Consider the following 14,245-nt stretch of genomic DNA (forward strand, 5'->3'; position numbering starts at 1 on the left):
TCCCCGTCCCCAACGACCGGGTTCAGGAGCCGGCCCCTTGTCCCCGGGGCCGGCTCCGCTTTTTCATCCGAGTTCGGACAATCCTTCGATGAAGCGCTTGCCGTTGCGGACGTAGTGCCCGGCAGAGCTGCGCAGTCGCGCAATCGCCTCGTCGTCCAGCGTTCGGACCACCTTCGCCGGCGATCCCACAATCAACGAATTGTCGGGAAATTCCTTGCCTTCCGTCACCAGAGCTGCCGCACCGACCAGCGAATTGTTGCCGATCCTGGCGCCGTTGAGCACGATCGCGCCCATGCCGATCAGGCTGTTGTCGCCGATCGTGCAGCCGTGCAGCAGCGCGCGATGGCCGATCGTGCATCCGCGCCCGACCGCCAGCGGAAAGCCGGGGTCGGTGTGCATGATCGTGTGCTCCTGAATATTGCTATCGTCGCCGATCTCGATGAGTTCGTTATCGCCGCGCAGCACCACGCCGAACCAGACCGAAACGTCGCGGCCGATCCGGATGTTGCCGATCAGTGTCGCATCCGGCGCAATCCAGTTGCTGGCTCGGTCGACAAAAACAGGCGCTGTTCCGTCTATCGCGTAGATCGGCATCGTTTCCCTCGATCTTGTGGTGCTGCGACGATAGGGGGACCGCCCTGTCCGATGCAAGCCGCCGGCGCGTCTTTACCATCCGTTTACCATGCCGACGCAAGAGTGAGGCCGGATTGCTGGGAAGATCGCCTCATGTCCTCGGCCTCATCGTCACTGGCCTCATCGTCACTGGCCTCATCGCCTGCCAAGGACTCGCAGACCGTCCACGCGATCGATGGCTCCTTCATGATGAAAGTATTCTACGGCTTCGCGGTGCTTGCGCTGCTGTCGCTCGGCATCAGCCTCGGCGGCAAGTGGTTCGGCCGTTCGATCGCGCTGGCCGGCCATACCGACGACGCGACGCTGCGCGAGATCGTCATCGGCAACAACGTGATTTCGGCCCCGGCCAATACGATCCGCTTCGACCGCCAGCGCCGCAACGGAATCGCGAGCCGGCTCGACCTCTATCTGCGCTGGCCTCGCCTCGACGGCTACAGCGATGCCGCCCGTGACGACTTCAACCACGCCAACGGCGCGCGCACGATCATCTTCCTCTCCTTCGAAGAACGGATCATGTCGCGCGACATGAGCGGCCGGCTCGATCCGATCTATGCCTCGATGCTGGTCCGTCCGGGCGTCGAGGGTCCCGGCGGCACTACGCTCTATCGCTTCAACGAAAAGTCCGGCTACCTGAACGAGGTGCTGGCCGTGGCCGCCGAGCCGGCCGGCACGGCCTTTGTCGCTCGCTGTCTCGCCGGGGAAAGCGCGGATGAATCGCTCGCGCCGTGTGAGCGCGACATCCATGTCGGCGACGATCTCAGCCTGTCCTACCGCTTTCCCAGGGAGCTCCTCGGCGACTGGGCGCGGCTCGACGCCGCAGTCCGCGCCAGGGCGGCGTCGATGCTTGGAAGCGGCGGCTGATGCGAGATGGGGAACTGGGGACGCGCAATCAGCGCGACGCCTCTCAGTTCAGGTCGATGTCGAGGATCGCCATCGAGAAATTGTAGTCGCCGTCCTCCTCGTCCTTGTAGACGAGGCCAATGAATTCGTCGCCGACATAGACCTCGGCCGAGTCTTCCTTGCGCGGACGCGCCTTCACGTCGATAGCAGGATTCTGGAACACGCGCTTGAAGTAGGCCGCGAGCTTTCTGATTTCTTCCGGCTTCAAAACTTTTCTCCGATTTCGGCTTGGACGCGCTTCTGGCACGGCGGGGAGGACGCTGTAAAGGCTGGCCAGGCATCACCAGCCGGCAGCACGGCGACCATACCGTCATAATAAGACATAGCGCGTTCGCCCGGATCGGAAAGAACAGGCGGCTCAAATGTCGAAGCTGACGACGTGGTCCATCGCCTGCGAGGGCAGCAACTGGTCCATCTGGCGCGACGGGTGATCGCAACCGCTCTCGCCGACGACACGCGCGGGCACCCCGGCCACCGTCTTGTTGTGAGGCACCGGGGCGAGCACCACCGAACCCGCGGCGATCTTGGCGCAATGGCCTACCTCGATGTTGCCGAGTATCTTCGCGCCGGCGCCGATCAGCACGCCATGCCGGATTTTCGGATGGCGGTCGCCGCCCGCCTTGCCGGTGCCGCCCAGTGTCACGCCGTGCAGGATCGAGACGTCGTCCTCGATGACTGCCGTCTCCCCGACCACCAAGCCGGTCGCGTGGTCGATGAAGATGCCCTTGCCGATCCTGGCGGCGGGATTGATGTCGGTCTGGAATACCGAGGACGAGCGGCTCTGCAAGTACAGCGCGAAGTCCTTGCGGCCTTCATTGTAGAGCCAGTGCGCCAGCCGGTGCGTCTGCACCGCATGAAACCCCTTGAAATAGAGCACCGGCATCAGGAAGCGGTCGCAGGCAGGGTCGCGGTCGTAATAGGCCTGGATGTCGACGCGTACGATCGAGCTCCATTCCGGATTGGCCTTCGACATCGCCTTGAAGCTCTGGCGGATGATGTCCGCGCCGAGATCCTGATGTGCCAGCCGCTCGGCAAGACGGTGGATCACCGCGTCCTCGAGGCTTTCCTGGTTCAGGATCGTCGAATAGAGGAAAGCGGCAAGCAGCGGATCGCGGTCGACGGCTTCGTTGGCCTCGTCACGGACGGAGCGCCAGATCGGATCGATCGGCTGAAGATTGGGGCTGCGCGCCACGCTCAGCGTATTCATCGATATGCTCCCATTGCCGACCGGCTGTAACGGCGTTTCTATAAGCCGAATGCTAGCACGTTTGAACTCAATTTTCCTTAGTGCTCTTTCAAATGGAATTGGTTCATCGGGATTCAAGGCGCGATGGCAAACGAACCCTTGATCGGCGAGGCGCTCAAAATGGAGCTTTCGGCGCTCTATCGCCAGCCCGGCCGGCACTACCACGGCCTCGCCCATGTCGAGGCGCTTCTGGCGCTTGCCCGCGAATACCGGGCCGAGTTGGCCGACCCGCAGGCCGTCGAGGCGGCCATCTGGTTCCATGACGCGGTTTATGACAGCCGCCGCGGCGACAACGAAACGAGGAGCGCCGCCCTCGCCGCCGAGAAATTGTCCTCTCGCACCGAGCCCACGCGACTGTCGCGTATCATGGCCATGATCGAGGCGACGGCCACCCACGCCCTGCCTGCTCTCGGCGACGCGGCGGCGACGCGCGACGCCACCTTTTTCCTCGACATGGACCTTTCGATCCTCGGCGCGCCTAAGAACGCGTTCGATTCTTACGAAGCCGCCGTGAGACGTGAATATGCCTGGGTCGACGACAAGGCCTGGCGGACCGGCCGTACAGCCGTGCTTCGAAAATTCCTCGCCCGCCCGGCGATCTTCCACACGCAAGCCTTCAGGCAGCGCTTCGAGGCCGAGGCCCGCAAGAACATTGCCCGCTCGATTGCCGCCCTCGCCTAGCTGCCGTTTCCATTCGTCCCGTTGCGGCGACGCCGCTCCCACCAGACCGCCAGCCGCCTGCGGTTGCGCCGTGCCCAGGCAATGTCATGCGACAGGACGAGCAGTCCAAGCGGAATCATCCAGAAACCGAGGACGGGCAGAAATCCGAACACGCCGAAGAGCATGAGCCCCGATCCGATCGTGATCCGCACCGGGCGCGACTGAGGCAGTGAAACCTTGCGGCCGAACAGGTGGATCTTGCGGCGTGGCAAGGCATTGGGGTGATTGTCTTTTTCGGTCATTCCGGTCATGCGGATTGTTCAGCGGGATGGCTTGTGGTCTTACGCGAACGACCTACATGAACGCGCAAGACGCGCATATGATGCCTTCCAGCGGTAATTGCGAGCAAGCCCGTGACGGCCTGGGCGGGAAAAATGTCCCGACGCCTCTTTGCAAACGCCAAAGGTGTGCTATAGGCACCCCGCGTTCACGCGAGCCCTGTTCCCTGATAGCTCAGCTGGTAGAGCGTTCGACTGTTAATCGAATGGTCGCAGGTTCGAGTCCTGCTCAGGGAGCCACTTTACCTCTTGTAAGGCCCGGAAACATAGGCAACCAACGCGCCTGAATCAGAGCACCAGCATGGTCGCCAATCCCAGCATGAGCCCCATGCCGGCGATATCGGTGCCGGTGGTGAGGAAGATGCTCGATGCCGTACAGGGATCGGCGCCCATTCGCCTCAGCGTCAGCGGCACCAGCACCCCGAACAGGCCCGACGCCATGCAGGCGCCGGTCATGGCGAGCAGGATGACGAAGCCGAGCAGCAGCGCTTCGTGCGGGCTGCCGCCCGCGGTCCAATACATCGCCAGGCCAGCGACGATGCCCGTCAGCACGCCGTTCATGGCCCCGAGAAGCAGTTCCTTCGTGATCAGCTTGCGCACGGGGAAGTGGTTGAGGTCGCCGAGCGTCATGCCGCGAAGGGTAATGGCCAGCGCCTGGCACCCGGTGTTGCCGCTCTGACCCGCAAGGATCGGCAGGAAGGCCGCAAGCGCCACGATCTGCGTGATAGTGCCCTCGAAAAGACTGACCACGGCGCCCGCGGCGAAAGCGGTCAACAGGTTCACCTGCAGCCAGGGATGGCGCATCTTGAAGGCTGGCCATATCCCCGTGTAGAGGCGCTCCTCCTTGTCCACACCGACCATCTGGCCCGACTGCGCGCTGATCTCGATCGCCTGCCGCTCGAACAGGCGCCAGCCCCGCACCACGCCGATCACATTCCGGTCTGCGTCCACGACCGGGTAGACTGGATAGTGCCTATGGATCGCCGCCTTGTCGGCCTCGGCGAGGTCCATATCCGTCGTCAGCGCGAAGGGCTCGGCCAGCATGATGTCTTCAAGCGTCTCGCCCGGCTCCGCCAGGATGAGGTCGCGGAGCACGACCAACCCGACGAGCTTCTTCTCGGCATCGGTGACGTACATGTACGTGATTTGCCGGGACGCTTCGTGATTTCGCAGAAAGGCGATCGCCTCCTGGATAGTCGTGGTCTGCGGGAGCACGGCGAGCGCCGGCTCCATCATCTCGGCCACGGTATTCTCGGTAACCTCGGCGTAAGACTCGGCGGCCTGCGACCGCAATTCAGGCGGCAGATAGGCCTTGATGTGCGCCGCCAGTATCTGCGGCAGTTCCGCGAACACCGCGCCGATCCGCTCGGGGCTTTCCTTGGACAGCATCTGCGCCGCGTCCATGGGCACGCGCGCCCGAACTGCCCGCACCAGGCTTGCGATGTCGTCCTGCTTGTTCATCGAATGCTTCCCGACTCAAAGCCGCATCATCGTGGCTGTCTCGTAAGGTTGACCCAGCGTGAGGCGGTTCGGCAAGAGACATGGATGCCCGGATCGCCGCGCAGCCGCCTTTTCTTGATGGTTCGGCGCCAGTTTTCCGCTACAAGGCCGGACTATTTCCCACCCGGACCGGCGCCTGCCTGTTGAGAACCCAGACGAACGCTCCAGCTACGATATAGGCGATTACGCCGTAGGCCGCGGGCGGGATGGCCATTTCCGGGTTGCCCAGCATGTGTTCGCTCATCGCCAGCGTGATGACGAGCGCGGCGTTGTGGATGCCGATCGACATCGCCAGCGCGACCGCCTGGCGCCGCTCGATCTTGAGCGCGCGCGGCACGTAGTAGCCGATCAGGAGGCTGGCAATATTGAAGACCAGCGCAACGGCGCCCACGGTCGGTCCCCACACGACCAGCAATTCCCACTGGCCGATGAGCGCCCCCAGAACCACTGCGACCAGGAAGACGGTCGCCAGGATCTTTACCGGCCGATCGAGCAGCCGCGCTACCGCCGGATAGCGGCTGTGGATGAAAACCCCGATCAGGGTCGGCACGATGGCGATGGCGAATATCTGCAGCACCTGGCGGATTTCCAGTCTGACAGCGCTGATCTCGCCGTAAAATGCCATCAGCGAAAGATTGACGATGATCGGCAGGCTGAACAGCGCGATCATGGAGGTGACCGCGGCCAGCATGAGGCTGAGGGCGAGGTCGCCGCGCGCCAGATGGGTGTAGATGGCGGCGGAGGTCCCGCCGGGGCTCGCGGCAAGAAGCATCATGCCGACGCTTATCGCTGGCGGCAGATCGGCAAGGTAGACGAGCCCAAAGCAGAGGACCGGCAGAATTGCCACCTGGCAAACAAGACCAACCACGATCGGCCATGGCCGCGAAAGAACCCGCGTGAAATCCTCTACGCGCAGCGACAGGCCGAGCCCAAGCATGATGATGACGAGGGCGACCGGCAGGCCGATGCTAAGCGTCAGACTCGATTGCATGGTCATCCCCGAAGTCAGGACCCCATCTTGCCTCGAATAAATCTCCGAAACCTTACCCCGCGGCGTTCCGAACGATTCCCGCTGCGATTGGCTGCGACAATCTGCCCATAGGTCAGGCAGATCGCCCTATTGCCGAATCTTTAAGCACTACCTAGATTCTGGATATCGGCGCTGCACCTCCTCCCGCGGCGCCGCTTAGTTGACGCCCGGCGAACCTCCTCCCTCGCCGGGCGCTTTTCTTTTCTGCGGTTGCGCTCACTCCGCGGGAATAGGTCGTCGGCATCCTTTGTGATAGCTTCAGACCAATCACACGAGGGGAAGCGATGCGTTTGGTCTTTGCGATGATGTTCTTGGCCCTGGCCGGATGCCAGGGCACAAAGGCGACGAAGGAGCCTGACTACAACGAGAAGCCGAAACAATGCGACCCGCGCGCGGTTGAAAGCGGACTCTGCGTTCCCGGGGAATACGAGGACAGCCCCTGATCGCGTGTCCGCCACGGCCCGAGCGACGCAGCCGGCAACTGCGACACCGCGTCAGATCGTATGTGTTGAAGCGGAATACGCAAGCTCCCGGCAGATAGGCCATGCGGCGGCGTTCAAAAACCGAAAGGTTTGAACGCCTTTTTTTTCGCTTGCGCCATATCGGATGGCATGTTCCGTCCGCCTGAGCCGCAAGGATTCCAGTATGACCACAACCGCCGTCCCCAGACCCGACAAGCCGCGATGCCCTATCTGCGGTGGCGCCGTTTTTGGCCCTGGACCGAAGGGGCGCGCCTCGCCCAATGGCGCCATGCCCCGCTGCGCCGGCTGCCAGTCGCTGGAGCGGCACCGTATCTTTCGCATCATGTTCGACAGGCTCGGGCCAGACAGCTTCTCCGCCTGGAAGGCGATCCAGTTCAGCCCCGACCCCACCGTCGATCCGTCATGGTTCGCCTTGCACGAACTCTCCGTCTACGGCGAGCCGGGCGGGCTGGACATCCAGGCAATCGATCGGCCCGATGCGGCCTATGACATTGTCATCTGCTCGCATGTGCTGGAGCATGTCGGCGACGACCGCGCCGCGCTCAAGGAGCTGCTGCGCATCGCCAAGCCCGACGGGTTGCTCTACCTCGCCTTCCCCGATCCGTTCCGCGAGCAGGCCAGCCGCGACTGGGGTTTCCCCAAGCCCGAGAAGCACGGCCACTGGCGCGTCTACGGCGCCGACGTGGCGAAGCGCTTCGCCGCGTATATTCCCGATCAGGTAGTGCTAGCCTATCGCGGGCAGGATCCGGTGACCGGCGAGTGGGAAGGCGCGTTCCTGCTGCCGCTTTCGGCCGAACGGCACCGCTGGATCGTCGAAAAGCTCGGCGGTTCGGTCAGTCTCTTCTCTGGACCGCGTCATTAGCCGCCACGATATCGGCCGAAAGCCTGAGCTCGCGCAGCGGCCGCACCGTGGCGGTCGTCTCCGCATAGGTCGGATGCGCCTTGTAGGCTGCGAGTGCCGCTTCGTCGGGAAATTCCGCATAGACCACGACGTCGATCTCGTCGGACAACGGGTCGACCTTGGAGTTGAGCGACACTTCGAACAGGCTCGAATGCGGTATCGTGCCGAGCGCCGTAAGCCCGGCGCGCATCGCCTCGACATCCTCCTGCCGCTTCGCGCTGAAAAACACGATGTGCCTGATCAAATCCGCCTCCGGAAGCATGATCCCGAACCGTCGGAACCGGTATTCGGGCGCGAAAGCGCTTGACGCTCGCGAGGCGTCTTTTGTGTCGGCTTGCCGCCGAGGTCAACCGTGACGAATTTACGCGCCGGCGCTGGAGCAATTACGAGAAGACTGGAAACCGGGCTTCCGTCTGGAACTGCGGCAAAAACAAAGCCTACGCGCCGACAATTGCGGTGAGGCGCTTCAGCTCCATAACGCCATAGGTGATGTATCGGCCCTCATTGTAGCCGAAGTCCCAGATGAGGAACGCGGTCACGATGCAGATTCCGATGACGTAGCGCATGGCCTGCTCCCTTGGCTGACGGAATCATCCGCCTTTTCAATCCCGCAGGCAAGCTGTGGCGTTGCGGCGTCATTCCGCGCCGACAGCAATTCAGGTCAGCGCGAGCCGCTGTCGAAGGTGGGCGCCAGGAATCACAGTGCGATCCGGTATTTCGCGAATCCCTCTGCTCCATCCCCCGCCGGCTCGATCTTCACCGCCTTCACGCCGGCAATGTGGTCCTTCGCCTTCGGCCCGGTCTCGAAGATCACCGTCGCGCCCTCGACCGGCGCAAAGCTCCAGTTGGCGTCCGCGGATGGATTGATCGTGCCTTGCTCGAGGATGAACCGCACGATCACGTCCCGGTTGGTGTCCGGCGCCTGGAAAATCACCTTCGAGGCATTGATCTCGGGGAAATTGCCGCCGCCGCCCGCGCGGTAGTTGTTCGACGCCACCACGAACTTCTGCGACGGATCGATAGGCTTGCCGTCGAACATGAGATCGACGATGCGGCTCGAACTCGCGTTCAGCACCTCACCCTTCGGCCCGTATTTCGGCGGCTGCGACAGGTCGATCCTGTAGGTCACGCCGTCGATCACATCGAAATTGTAGGACGGGAAGTCGAGGTTGATCAGCGGCTGGTCGGCCTTGCCCTTCTCGATCCGGTTGAAGATGCCGGCCGACATCTCCAGCCATTCCTTCACCTGCGCGCCTGATATCGCCACCGCCTGCACCGTGTTGGGATAAAGATACAGATCGGCGACGTTCTTGATCGCCACGTCGCCGGCCGGAACGTCGGTATAATAGTCCGCCCCGCCGCGCCCACCGGCCTTGAAGGGGGCCGCCGCCGAAAGCACCGGCAAATCCTTGTGCTCGGTGTCCTTCAGCATGTCCTTGATATACCAGGTCTGCGCCTGCGAGACGATCTGCACGGACGGGTCGTCGGCAACCAGCGCGAAATAGGAATGCAGCGGTGCGGAAGTCTTGCCGACCGGCGTGCGCACATAGGCAAGCGTCGCTTCGTGCTCGGCCTTGGCAGCGTTCTCGACCTCGGTCTTGCTTTCGACCAGCGCCTGCGTCTTGCCGTCGACGCGCTTGGAGATCGGCCGCGCCTCGGCGGTCGAGCCGACCACCTTCCAGTCATTGCCGTCCCGCTCGAGCATCAGGTCGATCAGGCCGAGATGCGAGCCCCAGAAGCCGCCCATCACCCCCGGCTTGCCGTTGACCAGGCCTTTGGCGCCATCGAGCCCCGGCATGTCCGTGCCGTCCTTCCCTTGGAACTTCGGTCCGGGGAAGTCGAGATGGCTGTGGCCGGTGACGATGGCGTCGATGCCTGGCACCATGGCGAGCGCCAGCGATGCGTTCTCCGCCATCTCGACATAGCCCGGCTCGCCCATGCCCGAATGCGACAGCGCGATGATGATGTCGGCGCCCTCTTCCTTCATCCGCGGCACCCAGGCCTCTCCTGCCTTGACGATGTCGCGGGTCATCGCCTTTCCGGTCAGGTGGCGCGAATCCCAGGTCATGATCTGCGGCGGCACGAAGCCGATCAGCCCGATGCGGATCGGGTGCTCGTCGCCGCTTCCATCCTTGATCGTCTTGTCGACGATCACGTAGGGCTTCAGGAACAACTCGTCCTTGGTTGGATCGGAAGCGAGCTGGCCCTTCGTCAGATTGGCGCAGACGAACGGGAAGTTCGAGCCCGCCAGCACCTTGAACATGAAGTCCAGCCCGTAGTTGAACTCGTGGTTGCCGAGCGTCGAGCAGTCGTAGCCCAGCGTGTTCATCGCCTTGACGACGGGGTGGACGTCGCCCTCCTTCATGCCGCGCTCGTAGGCGATGTAGTCGCCCATCGGGTTGCCCTGCAGGAAGTCGCCATTGTCGACCAGGATCGAGTTGGTCGCCTCGGCGCGGATGGCGTCGATGATGGTCGCCGTGCGCGCCAGGCCCATCGTGTCGTTCGGCTTGTCGGCGTAATAGTCGTAGGGGAACACGTGGACGTGCAGGTCCGTGGTCTCCATGATCCTGAGATGCGCCTGGTTGGCTTGCGCCCGCGCCGAGAACGGATGCAACACCACCAGCGCGCCCGCTGCGGCGGAAGCGGCCAGGAATGACCGGCGTGACATTGGGTGAAGCATCTCCGGCATGGTTTTCTCCTCGGGAAACTCGGATGGGAAAGACAGTCCCGGCGAAGAGTTTCGCGCCGAAACTTCGCCAAGTCCAGCATGGCCAGGTGACGCCGGCATGACCCTTTGCCGGGTCTTAACCGCTGGCCGCGCTTTCGTACCCGTCACACTGCGTGTTCAGCCGGGCACTTCCCTGACCGGAGACGTTACGCAGCAGATGCCGCTGCTCTCACACGCGATCTTCGGACGCCGCAAGCGAACGGCTGCAATTTGGTTGAGCCCTATAGAACCTGTGTGTATTCGAGGTCACCGCAGCCAACGCGAACAACAACGACCGGACATCCTTAGGCCATATTATGCGACGTCATCGAGGGAGAACTATGAATTCAATCTGTCTTATTTCAATCTGTCTTATTTCATAGACTTTATCACCACTTTTCAGAAACTTGCTGTCGATATTGTTGCGTATTCCTGGGCGCGCCGGGCTGTCGATCCGTGCAAAGACGTCAACAAGCGATGTCGTGCCAGGCACTTCAACTAGTTCGTCCATTTTTATCGTTTGCTGGGGGGCCTTTCCCAAGAAATGATAGCTAGCTACCCCGATCCCGACCCCCGCGAGTGTTAGCAGCACGGGCCTATGCCATGCTAACAACGCAATCCGCCAACGCGCGACTTTCGTGGCGGTAAATGGACGAGAATCAATTGCCGCAACAATCGAGTCGATCGACTCATCGATCGACTTCGCCTTGATCGTATGGATGCCTCGAAAACCCATCGGCGGGGCTGCGTCGTCGATGGAGATCGGGACCAGTTTGCCGTCCTGTCTTGCCGCATCCGCCTCGTCTCTCACGAAGTCGGACCCAACCGAGTTCTTCGACCATATAACGACGACTCGCTTTACCCCGCGTAGAATGTCCGGGATACTCTTCCGGAAATCCTGACCGCCGAGCAAGCTGCCATCCCACCAAACGGTAAGTCCGCGAGCACACAACGCGTCGTAAAGACGCTTGGCATGTGCCGCATCTTCTCTCGCATAGCTTATGAATACATCGAACAACAGTAGCCGCCCGGCTGGGTATAATGAGCCAAGATAGCGCACAATGTGTTTGCCGTGAACTCCCGTACTCTGTTGCTGCCAGATCGGAGTTCGATTGTGCAACATTTAATGTCGCACCCGGCAGGGCGTACCGCGCCCCGCGGGGATATGGGAGCCTCATAAGTCGAACTTGCCGTTGATCTCGGCCACTGGGCGCTCCCCATTTTCATGCACGAACTCGCTTCCAACCAGGTGCGGCGTCGATGACACCGCCAACCTGGCCCGAAATCGCCCGCTGGCGGAAAACCGAGCGCGAGCGCCTGATCGCTGCCCGGCTGGCGGTCCCGGCCGAGGCGCGGGCCGCCATGTCCGCGAGGATCGCCACGCAGCTCGACGCCATCGTCGCAGACGTATCGGGCCGCATCGTCAGCCTGTACTGGCCGTTTCGCGGCGAGCCCGACCTGCGCCCCTGGCTGGCTTCGCTCGCCGCGCGCGGCGGCACGCCCGCCTTGCCCGTCGTGGTGGAAAAGGCGCAGCCGCTGATATTTCGCGCCTACCGTCCGGGCGACCGCCTCGAGAAGGGCGTCTGGAACATCCCGATTCCCGCCGAAGGCGATCCCGTCATGCCCGACATCGTCATCGCCCCCCTCGTCGGCGTCGATCCGCGGAACTACCGCCTGGGATACGGCGGCGGCTTCTTCGACCGCACGCTGGCCGCGCTGCCGCAAAAACCGCTTGTCATCGGTGTCGGCTACGAGACGCAGCGCATCCCCACCATCCACCCTCAGCCGCACGATATTCCGATGGATCGGATCGTGACGGAAGCGTGAACTGCGAAGCGACGACTACTGCGAAGCGACCTTCGTCCCCATCGGATCGTCGCGTGCGGAATCCACGATAAGGATCCGCAACACGCCTATGCCGCCGTCAAACGAATCGTCGTTGAATACGAACTTCGTCGCGCTGCGCTTCTCGAAATACGGGACTTGCGGCCGCTGCGGCTTCTTCAACGAGCTCTTGCCGAGGCGAACGATGTTTTTCCGCCCGGTTTCGGCAGGCTCTTCCTCGTCTTCGACGACCGGCTCGGACATCTTTTTGAAAATCAGGTCGTAGGTCCCGACAATGTCGTCCGCCGATGTCTGCAGGACCTCGAGGAACGCCTTCGCGAACGGTGAATGCTGGCCGGGCTTTCCGTCGGACGACGCCTGCCCCTTGGACGCCGAATAGATGACGTACATGCCGTCGTCCTTCTCGGCCAGCGGCGACTCCGCCTTGATCTCCTGCTGCAGCGCCGTCAGGTTGATTCCCCCCTTCACCGTCCGCGCGGCGCTGTCGTACACTGCGTCGACCGGGACCAGAATGTCCTCTCCGTCCAGATTGACCGCGTTCCCGGCATAGTAGAAGACCCCGACCCCGCCACTCACGGACAACGTCGTCTCAAAGGTCTTGATCGCCTGGGCGAGGCCTTCGGCGTCCATGTCGCCCTTCTTGATGACGGTGAACCCGCGCTGTTCCAGCGCGGCCGCAACGGCGTCGGCGTCGCGTAGCGGATTCAGAAGCTTGGCGATGTTGCGATAGTTCTGGTTTCCAATGACCAGCGCCAGGCGTGACGGGCGGGACTTCCGCTCGCTGCCCGCTAAGTTCTTCTTCCACCAGCCCTGGCCGGGGACAGGGCCGCCGGAATACGCCCACGCCCCGGCCAGCGCCAGCAGCAAGACGCCTGCTGCCGCCACCACGGAGCGGCGCGTGACCCGCCCACGGCTGATCTGCGGGATGGCCTTCTTCGCCGGAGCCTTGTCGCCCCGCAGCGCGGCGACGATCTGGTCGAGGCAAAGGTCGATGTCCCCGGCCGCGATCGTGTGCAGGTCGCCGAACCCGAACGGCGGCGAACTGCCGTCGATCGACAGGGGCACCAGCTTGTTCTGTTTCTTGGCTTCCGACGCCTCGTCGATGACGAATGCCGAATTGACCGACTCCCGAGACCAGAGGACGACGACCCGCGGGGTGGCGTCGATGACGCTGCGGATCCGGTTGCGGAAATTCTCCCCGCCCACCAGTTCCCAATCCCACCAGACCGACACGCCGCGGCCGCGCAGCGCCTCGCACAGTCGTTGCGCGTAGTCCCTGTCCACGCGCGCATAGCTGATGAAGACGTCCCACATTCGATCGCCCGAAATCGCCCTGCCGACAGTGTACTACACCTCCGCCATCATCCGCGGCAACATTCCGGCCCAGGCGCTCGATCTCACGCCAGTTCCGGCTTCATCCCCATCGCGGTGCGGTCGACGATCTCGCGCAGCGCGAAGGACGAGTTGATCTTGGTCACATGCGGCATGGCGGTCAGCCACTCCTTGTGGATGCGTTCATAGTCCTGCAGGTCCTTGGCCGCGATGCGCAATATGTAGTCGTATTCGCCCGACATCAGGTGGCAGGACAGGATGTTGGGACAGCGCTTCACCGCCGCCTCGAATTCCGACAGCGTCTTCTCGAACTGGCCCGACAGCGAGATATGGACGATCGCCGTCATCTGGTGGCCCAGCGCGGCGTTGGAAAGCCGCGCGTGGTAGCCGCGGATGACCCCCGATTTTTCGAGATTGTCGAGCCGGCGCGAGCAGGCCGACTGCGACAGGCCGACCTTCTCGGCAAGTGCCGCATTGGGCATGCGGCCGTCCTTCTGCAGCGACTCCAGAATGGCGATATCGATCCTATCCAGCGACAATGTTCGAATTTCCTTCGAATGAACTGCGGTTTCGCGCAACGATTAACGCCCAAAGCCGTTATGCGCAACGGCATTCGCAAACACGTTCGACGCGATTTCTGCTCAAATGCCGATATGCAGGGAACAAGGCCG

16 protein-coding genes and 1 tRNA gene are annotated in these 14,245 nt (G+C 62.7%); 5 read left to right on the forward strand and 12 right to left on the reverse strand.

The features are described from left to right. Positions 1–63: 63 nt before the first annotated feature. Entirely contained in the window at positions 64–594 is a 531-nt protein-coding gene (locus ABLE71_RS13445) for a gamma carbonic anhydrase family protein (RefSeq protein ID WP_348783948.1), read from the reverse strand. 225 nt (positions 595–819) lie between these two features. Between ABLE71_RS13445 and ABLE71_RS13450 the strand changes: the two genes are divergently transcribed. Continuing rightward, positions 820–1,494 carry a hypothetical protein gene (locus tag ABLE71_RS13450; protein WP_348784477.1) on the forward strand — a complete coding sequence of 225 codons (675 nt, stop codon included), beginning with the start codon at positions 820–822 and terminating at the stop codon, positions 1,492–1,494. Between the two features lie 43 nt (positions 1,495–1,537). On the opposite strand, the gene ABLE71_RS13455 is transcribed toward ABLE71_RS13450, so the two are convergent. Together ABLE71_RS13455 and cysE are read right to left on the reverse strand one after the other, a co-directional pair. Continuing rightward, complete coding sequence (locus ABLE71_RS13455) at positions 1,538–1,741, reverse strand: DUF3126 family protein (RefSeq protein ID WP_348783949.1); 204 nt, start codon at positions 1,739–1,741, stop codon at positions 1,538–1,540. Between the two features lie 150 nt (positions 1,742–1,891). Then, positions 1,892–2,740 carry a serine O-acetyltransferase gene (gene cysE, locus ABLE71_RS13460; RefSeq protein WP_348783950.1) on the reverse strand — a complete coding sequence of 283 codons (849 nt, stop codon included), beginning with the start codon at positions 2,738–2,740 and terminating at the stop codon, positions 1,892–1,894. 123 nt (positions 2,741–2,863) lie between these two features. Here cysE and ABLE71_RS13465 point away from each other — a divergent pair, with 123 nt between their 5' ends. Beyond that, positions 2,864–3,460: a hypothetical protein gene (locus ABLE71_RS13465; protein ID WP_348783951.1), complete on the forward strand. Its 597-nt coding sequence runs from the start codon at positions 2,864–2,866 to the stop codon at positions 3,458–3,460. Here the strand turns inward: ABLE71_RS13465 and ABLE71_RS13470 are convergent. Beyond that, entirely contained in the window at positions 3,457–3,741 is a 285-nt protein-coding gene (locus ABLE71_RS13470) for a hypothetical protein (protein ID WP_348784478.1), read from the reverse strand. The genes ABLE71_RS13465 and ABLE71_RS13470 overlap by 4 nt on opposite strands. A 200-nt stretch (positions 3,742–3,941) precedes the next feature. Here ABLE71_RS13470 and ABLE71_RS13475 point away from each other — a divergent pair. Continuing rightward, a tRNA-Asn gene (locus ABLE71_RS13475) sits at positions 3,942–4,017 on the forward strand. 48 nt (positions 4,018–4,065) lie between these two features. Here the strand turns inward: ABLE71_RS13475 and ABLE71_RS13480 are convergent. Beyond that, a complete protein-coding gene (locus tag ABLE71_RS13480; protein WP_348783952.1) occupies positions 4,066–5,238 on the reverse strand; it encodes a magnesium transporter in 1,173 nt (390 codons plus the stop codon). A gap of 139 nt (positions 5,239–5,377) precedes the next feature. Then, entirely contained in the window at positions 5,378–6,268 is an 891-nt protein-coding gene (locus tag ABLE71_RS13485; RefSeq protein ID WP_348783953.1) for a bile acid:sodium symporter family protein, read from the reverse strand. 684 nt (positions 6,269–6,952) lie between these two features. On the opposite strand from ABLE71_RS13485, the gene ABLE71_RS13490 reads away from it, so the two are divergent. Continuing rightward, entirely contained in the window at positions 6,953–7,651 is a 699-nt protein-coding gene (locus ABLE71_RS13490; RefSeq protein ID WP_348783954.1) for a methyltransferase domain-containing protein, read from the forward strand. On the opposite strand, the gene ABLE71_RS13495 is transcribed toward ABLE71_RS13490, so the two are convergent. The 4 genes from ABLE71_RS13495 to ABLE71_RS13510 form a co-directional block, all read right to left on the reverse strand. Next, on the reverse strand, positions 7,623–7,934 hold the full coding sequence (locus ABLE71_RS13495) for a Dabb family protein (RefSeq protein ID WP_348783955.1): 312 nt from the start codon (positions 7,932–7,934) through the stop codon (positions 7,623–7,625). The genes ABLE71_RS13490 and ABLE71_RS13495 overlap by 29 nt on opposite strands. Before the next feature lie 193 nt (positions 7,935–8,127). Continuing rightward, the gene (locus tag ABLE71_RS13500) at positions 8,128–8,256 is read right to left on the reverse strand and encodes a hypothetical protein (protein ID WP_348783956.1); all 129 of its coding nucleotides are present in this window, start codon (positions 8,254–8,256) and stop codon (positions 8,128–8,130) included. Between the two features lie 131 nt (positions 8,257–8,387). Next, complete coding sequence (locus tag ABLE71_RS13505) at positions 8,388–10,379, reverse strand: bifunctional 2',3'-cyclic-nucleotide 2'-phosphodiesterase/3'-nucleotidase (RefSeq protein WP_348783957.1); 1,992 nt, start codon at positions 10,377–10,379, stop codon at positions 8,388–8,390. 343 nt (positions 10,380–10,722) lie between these two features. Next, positions 10,723–11,415 (reverse strand): toll/interleukin-1 receptor domain-containing protein, encoded by a 693-nt coding sequence (locus ABLE71_RS13510; RefSeq protein ID WP_348783958.1) that lies wholly within the window; start codon positions 11,413–11,415, stop codon positions 10,723–10,725. A gap of 242 nt (positions 11,416–11,657) precedes the next feature. Here ABLE71_RS13510 and ABLE71_RS13515 point away from each other — a divergent pair, with 242 nt between their 5' ends. Beyond that, positions 11,658–12,224, forward strand: a complete 567-nt coding sequence (locus ABLE71_RS13515; RefSeq protein ID WP_348783959.1) for a 5-formyltetrahydrofolate cyclo-ligase — start codon at positions 11,658–11,660, stop codon at positions 12,222–12,224. A gap of 15 nt (positions 12,225–12,239) precedes the next feature. Here ABLE71_RS13515 and ABLE71_RS13520 read toward each other — a convergent pair whose 3' ends face one another. Then, positions 12,240–13,556 carry a TIR domain-containing protein gene (locus tag ABLE71_RS13520; RefSeq protein ID WP_348783960.1) on the reverse strand — a complete coding sequence of 439 codons (1,317 nt, stop codon included), beginning with the start codon at positions 13,554–13,556 and terminating at the stop codon, positions 12,240–12,242. Positions 13,557–13,639: 83 nt separating this feature from the next. Further along, the gene (locus tag ABLE71_RS13525) at positions 13,640–14,113 is read right to left on the reverse strand and encodes an Lrp/AsnC family transcriptional regulator (protein WP_348783961.1); all 474 of its coding nucleotides are present in this window, start codon (positions 14,111–14,113) and stop codon (positions 13,640–13,642) included. Positions 14,114–14,245: the final 132 nt, after the last annotated feature.

The sequence above is a fragment of the Mesorhizobium sp. KR9-304 genome, assembly GCF_040049215.1.
In the GTDB taxonomy this organism is placed as follows: Bacteria; Pseudomonadota; Alphaproteobacteria; order Rhizobiales; family Rhizobiaceae; genus Mesorhizobium_K.

Bases quoted from the DNA above. Each gene is read 5' to 3' on its own strand.
- ABLE71_RS13445 (WP_348783948.1), bottom strand. From the start codon at position 594: ATGCCGATCTACGCGATAGACGGAACAGCGCCTGTTTTTGTCGACCGA.
- ABLE71_RS13450 (WP_348784477.1), top strand. From the start codon at position 820: ATGATGAAAGTATTCTACGGCTTCGCGGTGCTTGCGCTGCTGTCGCTC.
- cysE (WP_348783950.1), bottom strand. From the start codon at position 2,740: ATGAATACGCTGAGCGTGGCGCGCAGCCCCAATCTTCAGCCGATCGAT.
- ABLE71_RS13465 (WP_348783951.1), top strand. From the start codon at position 2,864: ATGGCAAACGAACCCTTGATCGGCGAGGCGCTCAAAATGGAGCTTTCG.
- ABLE71_RS13470 (WP_348784478.1), bottom strand. From the start codon at position 3,741: ATGACCGAAAAAGACAATCACCCCAATGCCTTGCCACGCCGCAAGATC.
- ABLE71_RS13480 (WP_348783952.1), bottom strand. From the start codon at position 5,238: ATGAACAAGCAGGACGACATCGCAAGCCTGGTGCGGGCAGTTCGGGCG.
- ABLE71_RS13485 (WP_348783953.1), bottom strand. From the start codon at position 6,268: ATGCAATCGAGTCTGACGCTTAGCATCGGCCTGCCGGTCGCCCTCGTC.
- ABLE71_RS13490 (WP_348783954.1), top strand. From the start codon at position 6,953: ATGACCACAACCGCCGTCCCCAGACCCGACAAGCCGCGATGCCCTATC.
- ABLE71_RS13500 (WP_348783956.1), bottom strand. From the start codon at position 8,256: ATGCGCTACGTCATCGGAATCTGCATCGTGACCGCGTTCCTCATCTGG.
- ABLE71_RS13505 (WP_348783957.1), bottom strand. From the start codon at position 10,379: ATGCCGGAGATGCTTCACCCAATGTCACGCCGGTCATTCCTGGCCGCT.
- ABLE71_RS13515 (WP_348783959.1), top strand. From the start codon at position 11,658: ATGACACCGCCAACCTGGCCCGAAATCGCCCGCTGGCGGAAAACCGAG.
- ABLE71_RS13520 (WP_348783960.1), bottom strand. From the start codon at position 13,556: ATGTGGGACGTCTTCATCAGCTATGCGCGCGTGGACAGGGACTACGCG.